Source organism: Rhodoferax sp. (assembly GCF_037143375.1).
In the GTDB taxonomy this organism is placed as follows: Bacteria; Pseudomonadota; Gammaproteobacteria; order Burkholderiales; family Burkholderiaceae_C; genus Rhodoferax.
In genome coordinates this window covers 1-17,233 of the sequence record NZ_JBAWYV010000071.1, presented here as the reverse complement: position 1 = coordinate 17,233, position 17,233 = coordinate 1, and the positions used below count along the sequence as shown (strand labels likewise).

20 protein-coding genes and 1 tRNA gene are annotated in these 17,233 nt (G+C 58.5%); 12 read left to right on the top strand and 9 right to left on the bottom strand.

Features of this window, described 5'->3' with window-relative positions:
• The 6 genes from WCG50_RS11685 to WCG50_RS11660 form a co-directional block, all read left to right on the top strand.
• Positions 1–339 (top strand): BamA/TamA family outer membrane protein (locus WCG50_RS11685; RefSeq protein WP_336899777.1); only part of this gene is annotated, 339 nt, incomplete at its 5' end.
• The gene (locus WCG50_RS11680) at positions 339–4,193 is read left to right on the top strand and encodes a translocation/assembly module TamB domain-containing protein (protein WP_336899776.1); all 3,855 of its coding nucleotides are present in this window, start codon (positions 339–341) and stop codon (positions 4,191–4,193) included. The genes WCG50_RS11685 and WCG50_RS11680, both read left to right, overlap by 1 nt.
• A 35-nt stretch (positions 4,194–4,228) precedes the next feature.
• A tRNA-Arg gene (locus tag WCG50_RS11675) sits at positions 4,229–4,303 on the top strand.
• 153 nt (positions 4,304–4,456) lie between these two features.
• Positions 4,457–4,993 carry a DsrE family protein gene (locus tag WCG50_RS11670; protein WP_336899775.1) on the top strand — a complete coding sequence of 179 codons (537 nt, stop codon included), beginning with the start codon at positions 4,457–4,459 and terminating at the stop codon, positions 4,991–4,993.
• Positions 4,994–5,093: 100 nt separating this feature from the next.
• Complete coding sequence (locus WCG50_RS11665) at positions 5,094–5,357, top strand: DUF3144 domain-containing protein (protein ID WP_336899774.1); 264 nt, start codon at positions 5,094–5,096, stop codon at positions 5,355–5,357.
• A 16-nt stretch (positions 5,358–5,373) separates the two neighbouring features.
• Positions 5,374–6,078, top strand: coding sequence for a 2'-5' RNA ligase family protein (locus tag WCG50_RS11660; RefSeq protein ID WP_336899773.1), 705 nt, complete (start codon positions 5,374–5,376; stop codon positions 6,076–6,078).
• On the opposite strand, the gene soxB is transcribed toward WCG50_RS11660, so the two are convergent.
• From soxB to WCG50_RS11620, 8 genes are all read right to left on the bottom strand, one after another.
• The gene (gene soxB / locus WCG50_RS11655) at positions 6,013–7,746 is read right to left on the bottom strand and encodes a thiosulfohydrolase SoxB (protein ID WP_336899772.1); all 1,734 of its coding nucleotides are present in this window, start codon (positions 7,744–7,746) and stop codon (positions 6,013–6,015) included. The genes WCG50_RS11660 and soxB overlap by 66 nt on opposite strands.
• A gap of 24 nt (positions 7,747–7,770) precedes the next feature.
• Complete coding sequence (gene soxX / locus WCG50_RS11650; protein ID WP_336899771.1) at positions 7,771–8,427, bottom strand: sulfur oxidation c-type cytochrome SoxX; 657 nt, start codon at positions 8,425–8,427, stop codon at positions 7,771–7,773.
• Between the two features lie 18 nt (positions 8,428–8,445).
• A complete protein-coding gene (soxA, locus tag WCG50_RS11645) occupies positions 8,446–9,243 on the bottom strand; it encodes a sulfur oxidation c-type cytochrome SoxA (protein WP_336899770.1) in 798 nt (265 codons plus the stop codon).
• A 90-nt stretch (positions 9,244–9,333) separates the two neighbouring features.
• Positions 9,334–9,645 carry a thiosulfate oxidation carrier complex protein SoxZ gene (gene soxZ / locus WCG50_RS11640; protein WP_336899769.1) on the bottom strand — a complete coding sequence of 104 codons (312 nt, stop codon included), beginning with the start codon at positions 9,643–9,645 and terminating at the stop codon, positions 9,334–9,336.
• Positions 9,646–9,689: 44 nt separating this feature from the next.
• A complete protein-coding gene (gene soxY, locus WCG50_RS11635) occupies positions 9,690–10,145 on the bottom strand; it encodes a thiosulfate oxidation carrier protein SoxY (protein WP_336899768.1) in 456 nt (151 codons plus the stop codon).
• 61 nt (positions 10,146–10,206) lie between these two features.
• A complete protein-coding gene (locus WCG50_RS11630; RefSeq protein WP_336899767.1) occupies positions 10,207–11,286 on the bottom strand; it encodes a c-type cytochrome in 1,080 nt (359 codons plus the stop codon).
• Positions 11,270–12,637 (bottom strand): sulfite dehydrogenase, encoded by a 1,368-nt coding sequence (gene soxC / locus WCG50_RS11625; protein WP_336899766.1) that lies wholly within the window; start codon positions 12,635–12,637, stop codon positions 11,270–11,272. Before soxC ends, WCG50_RS11630 begins: the two co-directional genes overlap by 17 nt.
• 128 nt (positions 12,638–12,765) lie before the next feature.
• Positions 12,766–13,059, bottom strand: a complete 294-nt coding sequence (locus tag WCG50_RS11620) for a c-type cytochrome (protein WP_336899765.1) — start codon at positions 13,057–13,059, stop codon at positions 12,766–12,768.
• Between the two features lie 206 nt (positions 13,060–13,265).
• Between WCG50_RS11620 and WCG50_RS11615 the strand changes: the two genes are divergently transcribed.
• From WCG50_RS11615 to WCG50_RS11590, 6 genes are read left to right on the top strand one after another with little or no spacing between them, the layout of a single operon-like run.
• The gene (locus tag WCG50_RS11615; RefSeq protein ID WP_336899764.1) at positions 13,266–13,493 is read left to right on the top strand and encodes a sulfurtransferase TusA family protein; all 228 of its coding nucleotides are present in this window, start codon (positions 13,266–13,268) and stop codon (positions 13,491–13,493) included.
• Between the two features lie 29 nt (positions 13,494–13,522).
• Complete coding sequence (locus WCG50_RS11610; protein ID WP_336899763.1) at positions 13,523–13,993, top strand: DsrE/DsrF/DrsH-like family protein; 471 nt, start codon at positions 13,523–13,525, stop codon at positions 13,991–13,993.
• A gap of 6 nt (positions 13,994–13,999) precedes the next feature.
• Positions 14,000–14,881 carry a hypothetical protein gene (locus WCG50_RS11605; RefSeq protein WP_336899762.1) on the top strand — a complete coding sequence of 294 codons (882 nt, stop codon included), beginning with the start codon at positions 14,000–14,002 and terminating at the stop codon, positions 14,879–14,881.
• A gap of 2 nt (positions 14,882–14,883) precedes the next feature.
• Positions 14,884–15,993 carry a YeeE/YedE family protein gene (locus WCG50_RS11600; protein ID WP_336899761.1) on the top strand — a complete coding sequence of 370 codons (1,110 nt, stop codon included), beginning with the start codon at positions 14,884–14,886 and terminating at the stop codon, positions 15,991–15,993.
• Positions 15,994–16,009: 16 nt separating this feature from the next.
• Positions 16,010–16,366 (top strand): thioredoxin domain-containing protein, encoded by a 357-nt coding sequence (locus WCG50_RS11595; protein ID WP_336899760.1) that lies wholly within the window; start codon positions 16,010–16,012, stop codon positions 16,364–16,366.
• Between the two features lie 32 nt (positions 16,367–16,398).
• Complete coding sequence (locus WCG50_RS11590; RefSeq protein WP_336899759.1) at positions 16,399–16,692, top strand: TusE/DsrC/DsvC family sulfur relay protein; 294 nt, start codon at positions 16,399–16,401, stop codon at positions 16,690–16,692.
• A 63-nt stretch (positions 16,693–16,755) separates the two neighbouring features.
• On the opposite strand, the gene WCG50_RS11585 is transcribed toward WCG50_RS11590, so the two are convergent.
• Positions 16,756–17,233: hypothetical protein (locus WCG50_RS11585; RefSeq protein WP_336899758.1), on the bottom strand; the 478-nt coding region annotated here is incomplete at its 5' end.

Sequence of the window (17,233 nt, the reverse complement as noted above, 5' to 3'; positions counted from 1 at the left end):
TTTTTGACCGGTGGCGACAACACGGTGCGCGGTTACGGCCTGCACGAAATCGGGGTGCCGCTGGCCGACGGCCAAATCACCGCCGGGCGTTATTTAAGTATCGGCAGCGTGGAGTGGCAGCGCCCCATCACCCGCAATGGCCGCCTGACCGACTGGGAAGGCACCGCATTTATCGACGCCGGCGCGGTGGCCGACAAACCCGCCGAGTTGCACGCCAAAGTTGGCGTGGGCGTCGGGGCGCGCTGGAAAAGCCCGGTGGGTCCCTTGCAGATTGACGTGGCTTATGGCGTCGCCGTCGAGCGCTTCAGGTTGCATTTGAACGTAGGTTTCAGCTTTTGATGAAAGCCCTGCGCATCGCCCTATGGAGCTTGGCTGCCTTGCTGGGGGCCGGGCTGACCCTGGTGGCAGGGCTGTGGGGCTGGAGCGGTCACGACAGTTCGTTGGCCACGGCACTGAACCAGGCCACACGCTGGCTGCCTGCGGGCCAGACACTGGAGGTGAAAGAAGTTCAGGGCTCGCTGCAAAACGGCGGGCACATTGGATGGATTCGTTGGCAAAAGGGCGAACTCAGCGTGGAAGCCACCGAGGTCAATCTGGCCTGGTCGCTGCGCCCACTACTGGAGCGCGAGCTCAGGCTGAGCCAGTTGACCGTCAAACACCTGCGCATTGAAGACCGCAGCCCTGCCTCTGCACCCACGCCACCGACCGACCTGCGCCTGCCCTTCAAGGTCGACGCCGCTTTCAAAGTGAGCACAGTGGAGTGGCTGGGCACCATGACCTTGCAAATCAGTGAAATCGCCGGTCACTATATTTTCGATAGCAATGAGCACATATTAGACGGGGGCTATGCCCGTATTTCTTCAGGAACTTACCAGGTGAAGGCGCGCTTGCAAGCGCTGGCCCCAATGGCCCTGGACCTGAAACTGCAGGGCGACGTGCAAACCCAACTCCCCGCCAGCCAGCAAGCCCTCACCGTGAAAGCCCTCGCCAGCGTACAAGGCACGCTGGCCGGTCGTGAGGCCGCGCTGGACCTGCAAGCCGAACTGGTGCCCGAGGCCGCCAAGCCAAGCACGCCCCAAAAAACGGCCCGGCCATTGCCAGCAGCCCTGCAAGCCAGTCTGACCGCGCGTCTGCAACCCTGGCAAGCGCAGCCCATCGTCAGCGCCGACGCCCAATGGCAATCACTGGACCTGGCCGCGCTGTGGCCGCAGGCGCCGCAAACGGGGCTCAGTGGTCAAGCCCATGTCACGCCCAAAAACCCCGGCTGGCAGGCCGGCGTCCAACTCACCAATACCCAAAGCGGCCCGTGGGACCAACAGCGTCTGCCCTTGGAGCGCCTGACGGCCGACATCGTTTACCAGTCTGGTCAGTGGGCGGTTAAATCGCTGGTGGCTACCGCTGCCAGTGGCCGCGTTGAAGCCCAGGGCCAATGGGCTGGCAGCCCACCCCAGTGGCAGGGCCGTGCCACCGTGAACGCCATCAACCCCGCCCTTATTGACTCGCGTCTGGACCGCACCACGCTGAACGGGCAACTGACGGCCCGGCAAACCCCTGGGGGCGTCGCGTTTGAAGCCCAACTGCAACCAGCGTCGTCTACGCCAACACCGGTCAGCAAAGCGGATTCCCTTAGCGCCAAAACCCTCGCCGGTTTGCGCCTGAAAACCGTTCAGGCCCAAGGCTTGTGGCTCGCGCCCCAGTTGACCTTGAGTCAGCTGAGTGTTCAAACCGATGAGGCCCAACTGCAAGGCAAGTTGGCGTTTAACGCCCAAAACCAAGCCGCCTCCGGTCACCTGACCCTCGCGCTGCCCGGCGCCAGTGCCGTGTTGGACGGCACGATGGCCAGCACCCAAGGCCAGGGCGATATGAGCCTGCGCGTGACCGACGCCACACTCGCTTCGCGCTGGCTGGCGCGTTGGCCGGGCGGACCTGCCGCTTTGAACACAACCTTGGTCCAGGGCGGCGCCGAACTCACCGCTCACTGGCAAGGCGGCTGGCAACACCAGGGTCAAGCCTTGCAAATTCAGGCCAGCCTGCGTGCGCCCCAACTCGACGTCATCGGTGCCGGCCAGCCGGATGCGCTGGCCTGGCACTTGCGCGAGGTGCAGGCAGACTTGGCAGGCACCCTGCCCGCGATGAGCTTCTCCCTCAAGGGCCAAGCCGACAACGCCACCCGACACTTCGCCCTGCAAACGCAGGCGCATGGCGGGCGGGTTAACGAAACCACCTGGCAGGCCAGTGTGGACAGCGCACAACTCACTGCGCAAGACAAACTGCGACCCGGTAACTGGACCCTGAAATTGGCCGAGCGACTGGCCTTAGACTGGAAAAAAAATGGCACCCAACAAACGCTGGACGTCGCCACCGGCAATGCCCAACTGAGCGGCCCCATACCCGGTGTGGCCGCTTTGAGTTGGCAACCGGCACGCTGGTCACAACAAAAAACAGGGCCCTCGTCCACCCGCACCGACTGGCGCACCCAAGGCACGCTGACCGGTTTGCCCCTGGCCTGGCTGGAGTTGTTGGGTCAAACACAAGTGGCTAACCTGGGGCTGCGCGGCGACCTGGTTTTTGGCGGGCAGTGGGATGTCTCGGGCGGTGAAGCGCTGCAGGTGCGTGCCACACTGGAGCGCACCCGAGGCGACCTGCAACTGCAAACCACCGAGGCCACCGCCCAAGCCGGCCCATTGAGCGCCGGTGTGCGCGAAGCCCGTTTGCAGATCACCTCCGAAGGCGACCAAGTGACGGCGAGTCTGCGCTGGGACAGCGAACGGGCCGGCCAGGCCCAGGCTGATTTCAGTACCCGCCTGCAACGCCAGGGCGGCCGCTGGGGCTGGCCCGTCAATGCTCCCGTGGCTGGCACGGTGCGCGCCAAGTTACCCCCGGTCGGCGCCTGGTCGGTGCTGGCGCCCCCTGGCTGGCGGTTGCGCGGGACGCTGGACGCCGATGCCTCCTTGTCAGGCACGCTGGGCGCACCGCACTGGCGTGGCTCACTGCAGGCCAGAGACATGGCCGTGCGCTCGGTGGTGGATGGTCTCGATTTCAGCAACGGCACACTGCGCGCCAGCCTGGACGGGCAGCAACTCAAGATCGACGAACTCACCCTGCAAGGCGCCGGGGGCAACAGCGGCGGCACCCTGTCGGCAACCGGTTCGGTGCTGTGGCTACCCACCAGCGCCATCAACACCACCCTGGGTTCACGTTTGCAGATGACACTGGATGCTACCGCCCAGACCCTGCGCGTGAGCACCCGTGCCGACCGACGACTGGTGGTGTCGGGTAATTTATCGGCCCAACTGAACGAGGCGCGGTTGATGATCCGCGGAAAAATCAAGGCCGATCAAGCCTTGTTTACTTTGCCCGAAAACACCACGCCACAGTTGGGTGACGACGTGGTGGTGCGCACCAGCGCTTCGGATAAAACCCGAATGGCGGTGCCGCCAAAACCTGGCACGGCCCTGCTGCGGATCACGCCCGATGCGGCCATCGCGCTTGACCTCGGGCCCGATTTTCAAGTTCGGGGTCGGGGTCTGGCAACCCGTCTGGCGGGCAGTCTGGCATTAACCAGCAACCCACAAAGCAATGGACAACCGAGCCTCATCGGCGACCTGCGCACGGTGCGCGGCACCTACAAAGCGTATGGGCAGCAACTCGACATCGAACAAGGCCTGCTGCACTTTGCGGGGCGCTATGACAACCCCGCGCTCGATATCCTTGCCATCAGACCCAACCTTCAACAACGCGTGGGCGTGCAGATCAGCGGAACCGCCTTGTCGCCGGTGGTGCGGCTTTACGCCGACCCCGATTTGCCAGACGCCGAAAAGCTGGCCTGGATGGTGCTGGGCCGTTCTGCTGCCAATGGCGGAGCGGAGGCCGCGGTGCTCCAACAAGCGGCGCTGGCCTTGTTGGGCGGCAATGGCAAGAGCTTGTCGAGCAGCCTCACCGAAGCCCTCGGGCTGGATGAGTTGTCAATGCGCGGCGCCACCAGCAACGCCGACGGCAGCACCGCCACCAGCGCCACGGTAACGCTGGGTAAACGCGTCACCCGCGATTTTTATGTCGCCTACGAGCGCAGTCTGGCCGGCACGCTGGGCACTTTTTATATCTTCTACGATCTGACACGCCGCTTTACCCTGCGCGCCCAGACCGGTGAACAAAGCGCGGTCGACCTGATTTTTACCCTGCGCTACGACTGATTCCGCCGGTGGAGCCCCTTACAATGCACTCCAGTCTCGCCATAGCACAATGGATAGTGCGCATGCCTCCTAAGCGTGAAATCTGGGTTCGATCCCCGGTGGCGGGACCAGATCCGTCAAAGTCTGCGCCGCTGAAACACCACCCGCTATCTGCGGGTTTTTTTTCGCCATAACGGCGTGAATACTTTGAAACTCCGAAGCTTCTCTTCCTCTTGATATTGGGCTATCGTAGGGGCCGACATTAATAATTAAGGAGACCTCCTATGCGCTGCACCTACACCTGTTCACTCCTGCGCGGCCTGTGCGCGGCGCTGTTGCTGGCAGGCGGCTTTTCAGCCACGCCCGCCTTTGCCCAGGCCAAGGTCGTTCAAACGCCCTATCAAAATCCCAAGGTGCTGATCGACATCTACCTGAACGATCCCCAAAAATTATCGTCAGCGCTTTACTGGTTGCGCGGCCTGGTCAACCCGCTCACCGAGGCGCCTTACAGCATGTTCCCCGAAGACATGAACATCGTGGTCCTGATGCACGGCACCGAGATCGTCACACTGGCGCGTAAAAACGAGGAGCGCTACGAGGAAGTGGTGCAGCGCATGCGCTACTACGCCGGCATGGGTGTGAAGTTCAAGGTCTGCGGCCTGGCGCTGAAAGACTTTCAGTACAACGCCGAAGACCTGCACGACTTTGTCGAAGTCACACCCTCAGCGCTGACCGAGTTGATGCACTGGCAAAACCAGGGTTACGCGCTGATCACACCGCAAGTGAACGAGAAGAAGTATTCCAATGAAGAGCTTCGCTGATTCACCAAAATTTAAGACAAATCAGCCTCTAGCCCCCGTGCTACCTGCGTAATACGCTATTTAAAAAATAGCAACAATGAAGCATTAACGAAAGACATCCATGGCCTACCCACCAGAATTCCTCAAGCTCGTCGACGAGTTCATCCATCTTGCCAACCGCTTGGCCGAGGGCGGCAACGACGGCGAAGTCAGCGCGGCCATTCTGTTCGCTGCCGGCCGCTACAACGCCTTTAATTTTTTAACCAACAATGGGCAGGAAGACGATCGGGAACAAGCCGTGAAATTCTATGTCTCGGAATATGAAAAAGCCCTGAACTCCAATCTGGAAGGTGTCGTGGGCCCGGTGATCAAACCGCAAGACTAGGCCATCATTGCCAGCGATGAACACATCTTTTACAGCCAGCGAATTCACCCTTCGCAACGTCCGACGTGACTTTCCCGAATGGCATCGGGGGCGGCCCAGTTATGCGCTGTGGGCGCTCAACGTCGATTGCGTGTCGGTTAAGTCGCGCATCAATGCGGCGCAACATCATCTTGGCAAGCTGCTGCTGGACGACTACATACGCCAGTCCCACATCACGCTGAGTCTTTGCGGGTTTCCATGCGACGTGCCCCAGGCACCTGATGACTTCGGCATGGACTCCTTGCGCACTCAAATAGCCGCTTTACAACGTGCGCGACCCCAGCCTTTTGAAATCGACATCGGAGATTTAGCCAGCTTCACCTCGGCACCCTACCTCACCGTGAATGACGAGGGAGGTCATATCGCCAGGCTGCGAAACTGTCTCGCGCTGGGGGATGCCGACGCCGCCAACGGTAGCTACACACCGCACGTCACCGTGGGGCTGTACGCCGATGCCTGGCCGACCTCAGAGGTTCAGGTCCGCTTGGACAGCTTTGCTTTCGACGCGCCACTGCGTTTGCGCATTACCAGCGCAAGCTGGGTGTCTTACGCTGCTGCCGAGATTGGCGGACCGCTGACAACACTCGTTGACTACGATTTTGTCAGCGGAACCACCTCAAGCCAGGTAGCCTGGGTTGGGCAAGCCGCCGGTGATCTTGGGCGCGTTGAGTTTACGGGCTGAAACCTTGCCGCCACGGGACTTGAGCCAGGTTTCCACCACATCCCACACCATCGGATTGCCCGCCGTCCGGGCTTCTTCGGCCACGGGCGCCCAGCCGGCGACCTTGTATTTTTTGCCGGCTTCGATCAGCTTGCCGTTCAGGCGCATGTCGCCAATGCGGCTGCCCATGCTGCCCAACGGGTTGCAGCTGTATTGCAAGCCACCGACACGCACCATGTCGCCACCCTGCTGGTAGTAAGGGTCGGGGTTGAAGAGGTTGTCGCACACATCTTCCAGAATCGTCTTGATGGTGTCGCCACTCAACTCGCTGACGGTCGCAAAGGAGTAGGTGGTGGCCGTCATGTCCATCAGCCATTCACGCGTGATGGCCTGACCCGGCAGCAGCGTGGTGCCCCAACGAAAACCGGGCGAGAAGGCGATGTCGGCGCCCTGCACTTCCATCAGCGCGTCCACCAGCAGTTGGTCACCCGTGCCGTTGAAGTTGCCACGGCGGTACAGCGTGCCTTCAGTGATTCCCAATTGTTCGGCCAGTTTGGTCTCGTAAGGGGCGCGAATCTTGGTGATGAGCGCGTCCATCTCGGGGTCGGCAGGCAACATATTGGCAAACACTGGCAGCAGTTTGTAGCGGAAGTCCGCCACGCGTTTGTCTTTCACGTCAAAGTCGATGACGGCCAAAAACTTGCTGTTGGAGCCCGCGTTGGTGACGATGGTTTTACCACCCTTGTTGCTCACGATGCTGGCCACCGGCATGCCGTCGTGCGTGTGGCCGCCCATGATGGCATCAATACCGCTGACACGACTGGCCATTTTCAGGTCCACGTCCATGCCGTTGTGGCTCAAGACGACGACAACCTGCGCGCCCTTGGCGCGGGCCTCGTCCACCATCTTCTGCATGTTCTCGTCCTGGATGCCAAAGGCCCAGTCAGCCACCATGTAGCGCGGGTTGGCAATCGGGGTGTAGGGGAAAGCCTGGCCGATGATGGCGCACGGTACACCGTTGATTTCGCGGATCACATAGGGCTTGAACACCGGGTCACCAAAGTCATTGGTCTTGACGTTTTGCGCAACAAAATCGACCTTGCCAGCAAAGTCTTTCTCGATGATTTCCTTCACGCGCTCCATGCCGAGGGTGAACTCCCAGTGGCCGGTCATCACGTCCACGCCCAACAGTTTGCAGGCATCGACCATGTCTTGCCCGTTGGTCCACAACGAAGTGCCGGAGCCTTGCCAGGTGTCACCTCCGTCGAGCAACAACGCGCCAGGACGGCTGGCCTTCATGCGTTTGACCAGCGTGGCGAGGTGGGCAAAACCACCGACTTTGCCGAAGCGCTTGGCGGCTTTTTCATAGTCCAGACAGCTCAACGCATGGGCTTCAGCCGTGCCGGGGCGCACCTTGGAGACCCGCAACAAATGCTCACCCACCAGATGCGGCAGATTGCCTTTCATGGACCCCACACCCATGTTGATACTGGGTTCGCGGAAGTGAATCGGCCTGAGCTGCGCATGGCAGTCGGTCATGTGCAGAAACGACACATTGCCAAACTTGGGAATGTCATAGAGTCCGTTGGCGGCCGTAGCGGCATCCGCATCGGCGTAGGTACCCAGGCCCATGCCCGCCATGGTGCCAGCACCCAGCACCTGGAAAAATTCGCGTTTAGTTAAATTCATTTATTCTTTCTTTTACGGCTGTGTTTATTCATTCACCGGCGACTTGGGATCAACCAGCAAGCCCACAAGGTCGCGCACCTGCGCTTCGGTCATGATGCCCGTATGCCCGGCGCGGGGCATGTTGGAGCAGGCGTTGTAGGCCTTGGCGTTCCAGATCTTGCCCCAGGTGTATTCGATGATGGCAATGGAGGCCGGGCTTTTGGGGTCGTCGCTGATACCGCGCAGCTTGCCGTAGTTGTAGAGACTCGGGCCGATGGTGCCAAACGAAATCTCTTTTTTATCGATCTGGTGGCAGTTGTAGCAATTGCCACCATTGGGTGTCTGAGCGGTGTCGCTGTAGGTCAGGCCTCGGCCGCTTTGCGCGAGCTTTTCGCCCTCTTTCCAGTCACCGATGAACTTGCCATCAGACGGCCATTTGATCGACTTGAGATTAACCTCCTGCAACCGGTTGGCAGTAGCCTCGTCGAGCGGCGTTCCCGCGACATCGGCCGCACTGCAGGCGCGGTTGGTTTCGTCCGTCTCGAGCACAGACGCTTTGACGATACCTTCATCGCGGAACGATGCTTTGACGATGGCTGCCGTCAGTTGGTCCAAGTCGATCGGACCTGCCGCTGTGGCGCAACCGGCAACGACTGCCGCCGCCAACAGCGCAGACAAGGTGAGTTTGGATTGTTTTTTCATGCAAGTTCTCCTGCTGTTTCAGCGCTTGAGGGCGGGGGCAATGGAGGCTGATCCCTGGCTATTAACACCCAGGTACACGCTCAACGCCACCGTGGCATCACTGGCAAAACCGGGGTACGGAAAACGCTGTTGCCGGTAGCAGTCGTTGAGGCGCTGCTGCATGCCCCACATCTGACCGTTGGACACGCGGTACGCGGGCCAGGCGGCAAAGCCGATACCATCTCCCGGGTTTTTGGTCAGGTTGGGCAGGTCTTGCAAACGGATGCGCATTTTGTCTTGCCCATGACAGGTAGAACAAGAGAAATCATGCGGACCCGCGCGCTGGAAAAACAGGCGTTTGCCCACTTCGTAGAAAACTTTTTCTTGCGAATGCGCTTGCGAGAGCTTGAATTTCATGCCCTTGGACTCGGCTGAAATCCAGGTCGCAATCGCCGTCATATTGACCTGCTCGCCTTTGCCAAAGGGGGTTTTGGCAATCTCAATCGGATTGAACCCCTGCAAGGTGTCCATGCACGTCAGCAAACGTGATTCCAGATCCTGAACTTTTTTCGTGTCGGCAAAGTAGCGCGGCAACTCAACGAAAGCGCCCTTGATCACGCCCGGCCCTTTGCCCAGATCGCACTGCTCAAGCGTGGCTTTTTTAGGTCCGCGCTGTTGCTTCCACAGGTCTTCGCCTTTGGCCTCAAACAACTCCGCCGGGTTGCCGTCCGCTAGCATGGCGCGGTATTCTTCAATGCTCTCAACAGCAGTTTTTTGAGCGTACGCAGCCGATGCGACCATGCAACTCAGGCCCAGCAGCAATAGAGTTTTTGTCATCTTCATAGTGACCTCATGAGGTGGTGAAAAAAGTTCCGAGAAAAAAAGGGTGAGGCCCCTAGGCCGCACCCTTTTTAAACAACGCCTGACTCAGGAAGCAGTAGCTTCGTCAGACCGGGTCTCGCCCTTGTTGTCTTTCCAGGTCACGCCAATCTTGTCGCCAGCCTTGGCACCCTTGACCACAAACTGAAGAAATGGGTTCTTGGAGACCGCGGGGCCCCACTCGGCCGTCAAGACCGGCTTGCCGTTGTGTGTGGCCGTCACATCAGTGATGTGCCAGGCTGGAATCAGCTTGCCCGCTGAATCCTTGCGTTGCCCGGACTCCATCTCGTGACTCATCAAAACACGAACGGTGGCCTTGTCGCCCGCTACCTGGGCACGAATGCGCATTGGATCTGCCATTTTTATCTCCTGAAATCAATATTTAAAAGTAGAAAGAAGGGCGCTTAACCGCCGCAGCCACCGAGGGTGACCTTGACTTCTTTTTTAGCAAACAAGGCCTTGCCGTCCGCCATGATGGCCACGGCATACACGTCAGACGATTGCCCCATCTTGGCGCGCGTTGCAAAGTTGGCTTCCACGCTATCGGTCACGTTGAACACGGCGATCAGCGCAGATGGATTTTTCTCCACCAAAATCAGCATCTGCTTCACGCCAGCCAAGCTGGTGCTGGCGGTCAAGGGCACAACAGCGCCGTTTTCAGCGATGTCCGGACCGCCAATGACGACATCCTTGCTCGCCACAGGTGCGCCGGCACCGAGTGCCTTGAGCACATCAGCGACGTTTTTAGCTTCAAACGCTGTTTTGTTAAAAGCCAGTGCGTACTGGGGGAACAAGCCCGTAGTGGCCAGCAGGCCAGCCACCACAGCGCTGTGTTTGAGTGTCTTGCGACGAGTTTGCATATGAATCTCCTAAGTTAAATCTGTACTGTCAAAAGTAAACTGATGGGCTTGTTTTCGCCCCCTATTTCCCAGCTCCTGAGGCCAGCCAGGCCGCAATAGTCTTGGCCTCCGCCTCGCTCAAGGTTTGGGGCGGCATCGGGATGGGGCCCCAGATGCCGGAACCACCCAACTTGATCTTTCCTACCAAATAGTCCGCTTGTCCAACGTACTTCTTGGCCACGTCGGTGTAGGCGGGTCCGACTATTTTTTTATCGATGCCGTGGCAGACCGTGCAACCATTTTTATTCAGCAAGGCCAGTGCCGCTTTGCCAGCAGCGGTTGGCGCATCGGCCTTAGGAGCCGCGGCGGGGGCAACAGTCAACGGGGCGCCCAACTTCGCTTCGGGACGGGTGGTGTCAGCGCCATGCTGCGCTCCCACACCCCGGTTTTGTTCGGCGAGATTGCCATGCGCATTGCGGGCAAAGTCAGGCAAAAAGGACGCCAGTTTGGGTTCGGCTGCGCAGTCCTTCATGCAGGCCACGTTGCTGGTGTCTGCTTTTTTCGTGCCGCCAAACTCGTCGCCAGGCCACATGCTGTGTTTCGTCGTCATGCCATTTCGGTTGGGCATACGTGCCTGCACGTCACGAATATTCTTGTCCGACAACGTGAAGTCGTCCGCCACAATGCCATTCAGATTCAGCAGAAACGCCACCACGGAGTAAACCTCCTCAGTCGTCAGCGACTTGGGCGAGGTCCAGGGCATCGCACGGTTGATGTAATCCCAAATCGTTGACAGCGTTGGCACCTTCATGAAGGTGGTACGTCCGGGGTAGTTGGAATTGCGCAAATTGGCAACACGCCCGGTTTTGATGTCTTCCTGCGTGACGCCGCCCACCAGTGGGCTGAAAACTTCACCGGATTCACCAAATATTCCGTGGCACAGCGCGCACTTGGCTTCCCACACATCCTGGCCTTTGGCGACCGTACCCGAACCAGCAGGCAAGCCTTTAAAGTCAGGACGAACATCAATATCCCATGCAGCTACTTCTTTGGGAGTAGCGGCCCGTCCTACGCCCGGGTACTTGGTGTCGACCTGTGCACCCACCACGCCAGCCAAGGCGAACAGCGCACAGGCGACGATTGTTTTACGAAACCTGGACATTTTTCACCTCGCCATTTTCCTGGACCAACCATGACTGAATGGCGTTGTTGTGATAGATAGAACGCGTGCCGCGCACAGCACGCAGTTGCTTGTAATTAGGTTGCACAAATCCAGTTTCGTCCATGGCGCGGCTCTGAATGATGGCGGGTTTTCCGTCCCACACCCAGTCCAAGTTGAAGCGTGTCAAGGCTTTGCTGAGCACCGGTGTCTCCAACCGCGCGGTGCGCCAATTGCGACCACCATCCACCGATACATCTACTTTTTTGACCTTGCCACGGCCCGACCAGGCCAGGCCCGTGATGTTGTAGAAACCTTTGTCCAGCAAGACTTGCCCGCCCGACGGCGTGGTGACCACGCTCTTGCATTCCTGAATGCTGGTGTACTGGCGCTCCAGGCCATCCGGTTGCAAATCGATGTAATGCACTGCCTCGTCCTTGGTGGCATATGGCATGTCGCCCACTTCAATGCGGCGCAGGTACTTGACCCAACTCACCCCTTGCACGCCCGGCACGATCAAACGCAGCGGGTAGCCCTGTTCGGGGCGAAGCATTTCACCGTTTTGCCCGTAGGCCACAAACACTTCGCCGGACTTGATCAGGCTCATGGGAATGGTGCGGGTCATGGAGGAGCCATCAGCCCCTTCGGCCAGCACAAACTTGCCGTTCTTGAGGTCTGCCCCGGCCAACTCCAGCAACGTGATAAGTGGCACACCGGTGAACTCACTGCACGACACCATGCCGTGGGTGTACTGGGCGGTAGGCACAGCCACATTGCCCCACTCCACTGCCGTATTGGCGCCGCACTCAATAAAGTGAAAGCGAGAGACCGAAGGCAAACGCATGATCTCGTCCAAAGTGAATACCTTGGGCGACTTGACCATGCCGTTGATCATGAAACGGTGCTTGGACGGATCAATATCCCACCACCCCTGATGGTGGCGCTCAAAGTGCAATCCGCTCGGCGTCACGATGCCAAACAGCGATTGCAGCGGTGCAAACGACACCGAAGCCTGCGTGGTCTGGGTCAGACCCGGACTCTGGCGGCGCTGCACATCCGACTCGTACTTGGAAGGCTTGCCGTAGCTGCCATCTGGCGCCACGCCCTGCCCCAAACCCTTGCTGTGCTCGGGCAAATTCAGAATATTGGTGTCACCGCCCTCGGTCGGCACGGGATTGCTCTGGGCCATGACCGCAGGCACCGCCACCCCTGCAGCAGCAGCGGCAAAGGCACTGCGAATGAAGTCGCGGCGACCATTTTTGGCTTCCGCGAATACGGTTTTGATGCCATCGCGGTTTAAAAAACTTTCAGGGGCTTTGAGAATTCGCCCGGAACTAAATTCTTGTTGCGTCACACAATTTCCTTAGACGATTTCGAAAAATTCTTGATTTATATCATTGCCCGCTAATATAACCTCATTGCTAATTATTGATCTAGGTGTTTTCACCAAGTTGGAAACAGGTCGCCAAAAGACACAAAGTTCTACTTGAACCGGTAGTAATCGCGGTTCAAAACTGCCGCCATTGAGGTCACTTCGTCCGGGAAAAGGGTGAGGTTAAGTTGTGTATTGCACGTCTCAACCATGCTCACCAATGCACTGGGCGAGTTGATGCGACCGGCCGGCCGGTAAATGGCACTGCCATCCCCACCCACGTTTTTCTGATGGCATGTCGCACAATTGTTTTCAGCAAGGAGTCGCTCACCCAGCTTAATGTCAGCCTCCTGAAAAATGGAGGGCGCCTGACTCCATGCCCCCGACATGGTTCCTATGAACATAAGAAATATCAATTTATTTCGCATGCAGAAAGATTACCCAAAACAGTTGAGCAATGCAATCCGGACTTTCCTGAAAAAACCCCATTACCCATATGGGCTACCCAACATAACCCTTCTCGGTGATAGACGCAAAGCGGCTCCTCCACAAAAATTGACGCCTACTGTGGGTAACTTGCCTGCACGCTGTCAACCAACGGAGATAAGACATGGATTTCAACAAAGAATTCGACGCATCAGGCCTGGCCTGCCCCCTGCCTATCGTGAAAACGAAAAAAGCATTGCAAGACATGGCCTCCGGTCAGGTGCTGCGCGTGATCTCTACCGACCCCGGCTCGGTTTGCGACATGGCGGCCTTCGCCGAGCAAACCGGCAATGACCTGCTGGAACAAGGTAGCGAAAACAGCAAATTCGTGTTTTATCTCAAGAAGGCCTAAGCCCTCTCACCCCCACCCGGAGCACTCGCATGGCAACTAAAAAAATGGCGCTGATCGCCACCAAGGGCACGCTGGACATGGCGTACCCGCCGTTCATCCTGGCTTCGACTGCAGCTGCACTGGGCTGGGACGTGCAGATTTTCTTTACCTTCTATGGACTGCAATTGCTGCGCAAGAACCTGGACGGCATCAAGATCAGCCCACTGGCCAACCCGGCCATGCCGATGCCAATTCCCATGCCCGTGATGGTGCAGATGTTGCCCGGCATGGAGTCCATGGCCACCATGATGATGAAAAACAAGATGAAGTCCAAAGGCGTGGCGTCTCTGCAAGAGTTGCGCGACATCTGCCTGGAAGCCGAAGTCAAGTTTGTCGCCTGCCAGATGACAGTCGACCTCTTCGAGTTTGAAACCAGTGAGTTCATCAAGGACGTGGAGTACGGCGGCGCCGCCACGTTCATGAAATTTGCAGGCGAGTCTGACGTCTGCCTTTTCATCTAAAACGCGATGAAAAAACTACTCCTTTGGTGCGTCCTGCTGTGCGGGGCGCAGGTGGCGCTTGCCCTCACTCCCTACCTGATGGCGACCCCCATCCCCCCCGCTGACCTGGCCGTGCAATTGGCGCTGGTTCAGAAAAAACTGCAGGCTGAGGGCTTCACGATCGTTGGCAAACACACGCCCAAAGGCATCGCTGGCCACGCCAGCCTGGTGGCCACCGATCCCGCCGTGCTCGAAGCTGTACGCGGTCTGGGTGGCTCTGCGGTGGTTGCTGCTGGAATTCGCGTGGGGGTGCTCAGTGACGGCACCGTCTCCTACATGAATCCGGACTACTGGTACCGCGCCTACCTACGCGGTCAGTTCAAATCTGCCCAGCCATCTGTCAAATCCGTACAAACGCGACTGACCAAAGCACTGGGCGAAGGCGCCGGTTTTGGCGGTGACGTTCCTGAGGCAGACCTCGCCAACTACCGCTATATGTTTGGCATGGAGCGGTTTGATTCGCCCAACAGCGAGCTCAGTTCCCACGCCAGTTTTGAAGACGCCGTCAAGGCCGTGCAAGACAACCTGACCAACGGGGTTGGTAAGACACAAAAAGTTTATGAAGTGATCCTGCCGGAAAGCAAACAAGCCGTTTTTGGCGTTGCAATGAACGACTCGGCTGACGGCGAGCACGCTTGGGTCAATAAAATTGGCGCCGACCACATGGCGGGCATGCCTTACGAAATATTTATTGTGGGCAACAAGGTCTATGCCTTGTATGCACGCTACCGCATTGCGCTAGCCTGGCCGGCTTTGGGCATGGGCCAGTTCATGGGAATCATCAACACGCCAGAGGCCATCCGGAACACGCTCACACGCGTGGCTGGCGGCACGGCGCAGGGAAAGTAAAAATGACAGACGCCATCAACCCGGCCACGATAGTTATTTGGGGCGGCTTTGGGCTGGCCTTTGTCTTTGGTGCGGTCGCCAACAAGACCAACTTCTGCACCATGGGTGCCATTTCTGATGTAGTCAACATGGACTCCTGGGGCCGCATGCGCATGTGGCTGCTGACCATTGCCGTGGCCATGATCGGCGCCAACCTGCTGCATTACTTCGGGCTGGTTGACCTGAGCAAGTCGGTTTACCAGCGCCCGACACTGGCCTGGTTGTCACTGCTGGTAGGGGGTGGTTTGTTTGGCGTGGGCATGACCATTGCTGCGGGCTGCACCAACAAGAATTTGGTGCGCGTGGGTGGCGGCAGCGTGCGCTCACTGGTGGTGCTGGTGTTCTTGGCGATCTCGTCCTACATGACGCTCAAGGGCTTATTTGGCGCCTGGCGAGTGAACTACCTCGATCCGGTCGTGCTCGACCTTGGCCGCTGGGGCCTGACCAACCAAAGCCTGCCAGCGGTGCTGGCCAAATTGAGTGGGCTACCTGAAAAGACTGCGCTGCTCGCCACCACAGGCGTACTCGGATTCGGCCTCTTGTTGTTCACGTTCATGGACAAACGCTTTCGTAAAAATATTTCGCACGTATTGGGGGCCGTGGTTCTGGGTTTGCTGGTGGTCGCAGCCTGGTACCTCACCGGCAACATCGGCCATGGCGAGAATCCGGAAACGCTGGAAACCGTGTATTTCGCCACCAACACCCGCACGATCGAGTCTCTAAGCTTTGTGGCGCCGACCGCTTTCAGCCTGGAGTTGCTGATGCTGTGGACTGACGCATCCCTGCGGGTGACCTTCGGCATAGCCACTGTGATCGGTGTGGTACTGGGCTCATTCGCCTACGCGCTCAGCACACGCACGTTTCGCTGGGAAGGGTTCGCCTCGTTGGATGACCTGCGTACCCAGTTATTCGGCGCGGTACTGATGGGCTTTGGTGGCGTCACGGCAGTGGGTTGCACGATTGGCCAAGGTTTGTCGGGTGTCTCTACCCTAGCACTGGGCTCCTTCCTTGCGCTGGCGGGCATCGTGGGCGGTGCCGTGGCCACCATGAAATACCAGATCTGGCGCGCCTGAACCCCGGCATGCAACCATGAAGCTCTCCTACGATGTAGATGAAGCGGGGTTTGAGACCTTGGTGGTCGCCCGCTCGCACTTGGTACCCGTGCTGATGGATATTGGCGCGGACTGGTGCAGCCCCTGCCGGGTACTGAGCCCGTTGCTCGAGCGTCTCGCCATTGACTATGCAGGCCAGTTTGTACTGGCGAATGTTGACGCTGACGAAAACATGCGTATCGCTGGCAGCCACCAGGCCAAAGGTTTTCCGACCATCATCGCCTACAGCCACGGGCAGCGCGTTGACCGGTTTCACGGCATGCAGACTGAGAGCTTCCTTCGACGTTTTATAGAAAAAACAATCGCGCACCATGCAAGCATTGTTGGCACTTAGTTTCACTACACCTACCAAGAAAGTTTCTGTTCATGAATTTACCGGAACGTGATGGCGATGGCTACTTGACCGACATGAGCGTCTGGACCGAGGAAATAGGTCGCGCCATGGCGCTCGCAGATGACTTTGAACTCGACGAGGCCAAGTGGAACCAGATCCTGAAAGCCCGCGAGTATTACGAAGAATTCAGCAGCGTGCCGCCAATTCGTAAATTTGCCAAATACTTGAACGAGGAACAAAACGCCGTCTTCAAACTCTGGATGACCGGCCCGATGAAGCCCATCACCAAGTACGGCGGCTTACCCAAACCCACCGGCTGCGTTTAGGGAGAGCGTGACCCACTCATGCGTTGGGTTGATGATCACTTCACTTTGAACTGATGTCGTCTGTCATTGATCTGCATTCAAATTCAAGGTAAGCCCCATTCCGCGCAGATTCTCCATAATTTGATCGGCCAGCGCGTGCGCGCGTGCCAGTTGTTCATTTTGGCCACGCCCATCGCCAACGGCCGCGGCAACCCGAGCAAGCGCTTGGTGGCACTCCCATGCGAGTCGGACTCGTCCTATCTGTTCTGCCAGCGTCAGCGCCTGGGTCAACGCCTTGCGCGCAGATTTATACGCTTGGGCAGCAAGGAATGCCAGACCGCGCAGGCGATGCGCTTGACCCATCACTTCGCGCAACTCTCCACGTGTAGCCAGCGCCAGCAACTGATCGGCATAAGCCATGCATTCATCTGTTTCACTTTTATCCAGGGCCAACTCGGCGAAGGCCTCCAGGCAGCGCAAGGTCGACCAGACTTCGCAGTGCTCTTGCGCGTACTGCAGGTCCGCCTGCAAGACCGCAATATCCACAGGAATACCGAGCCGC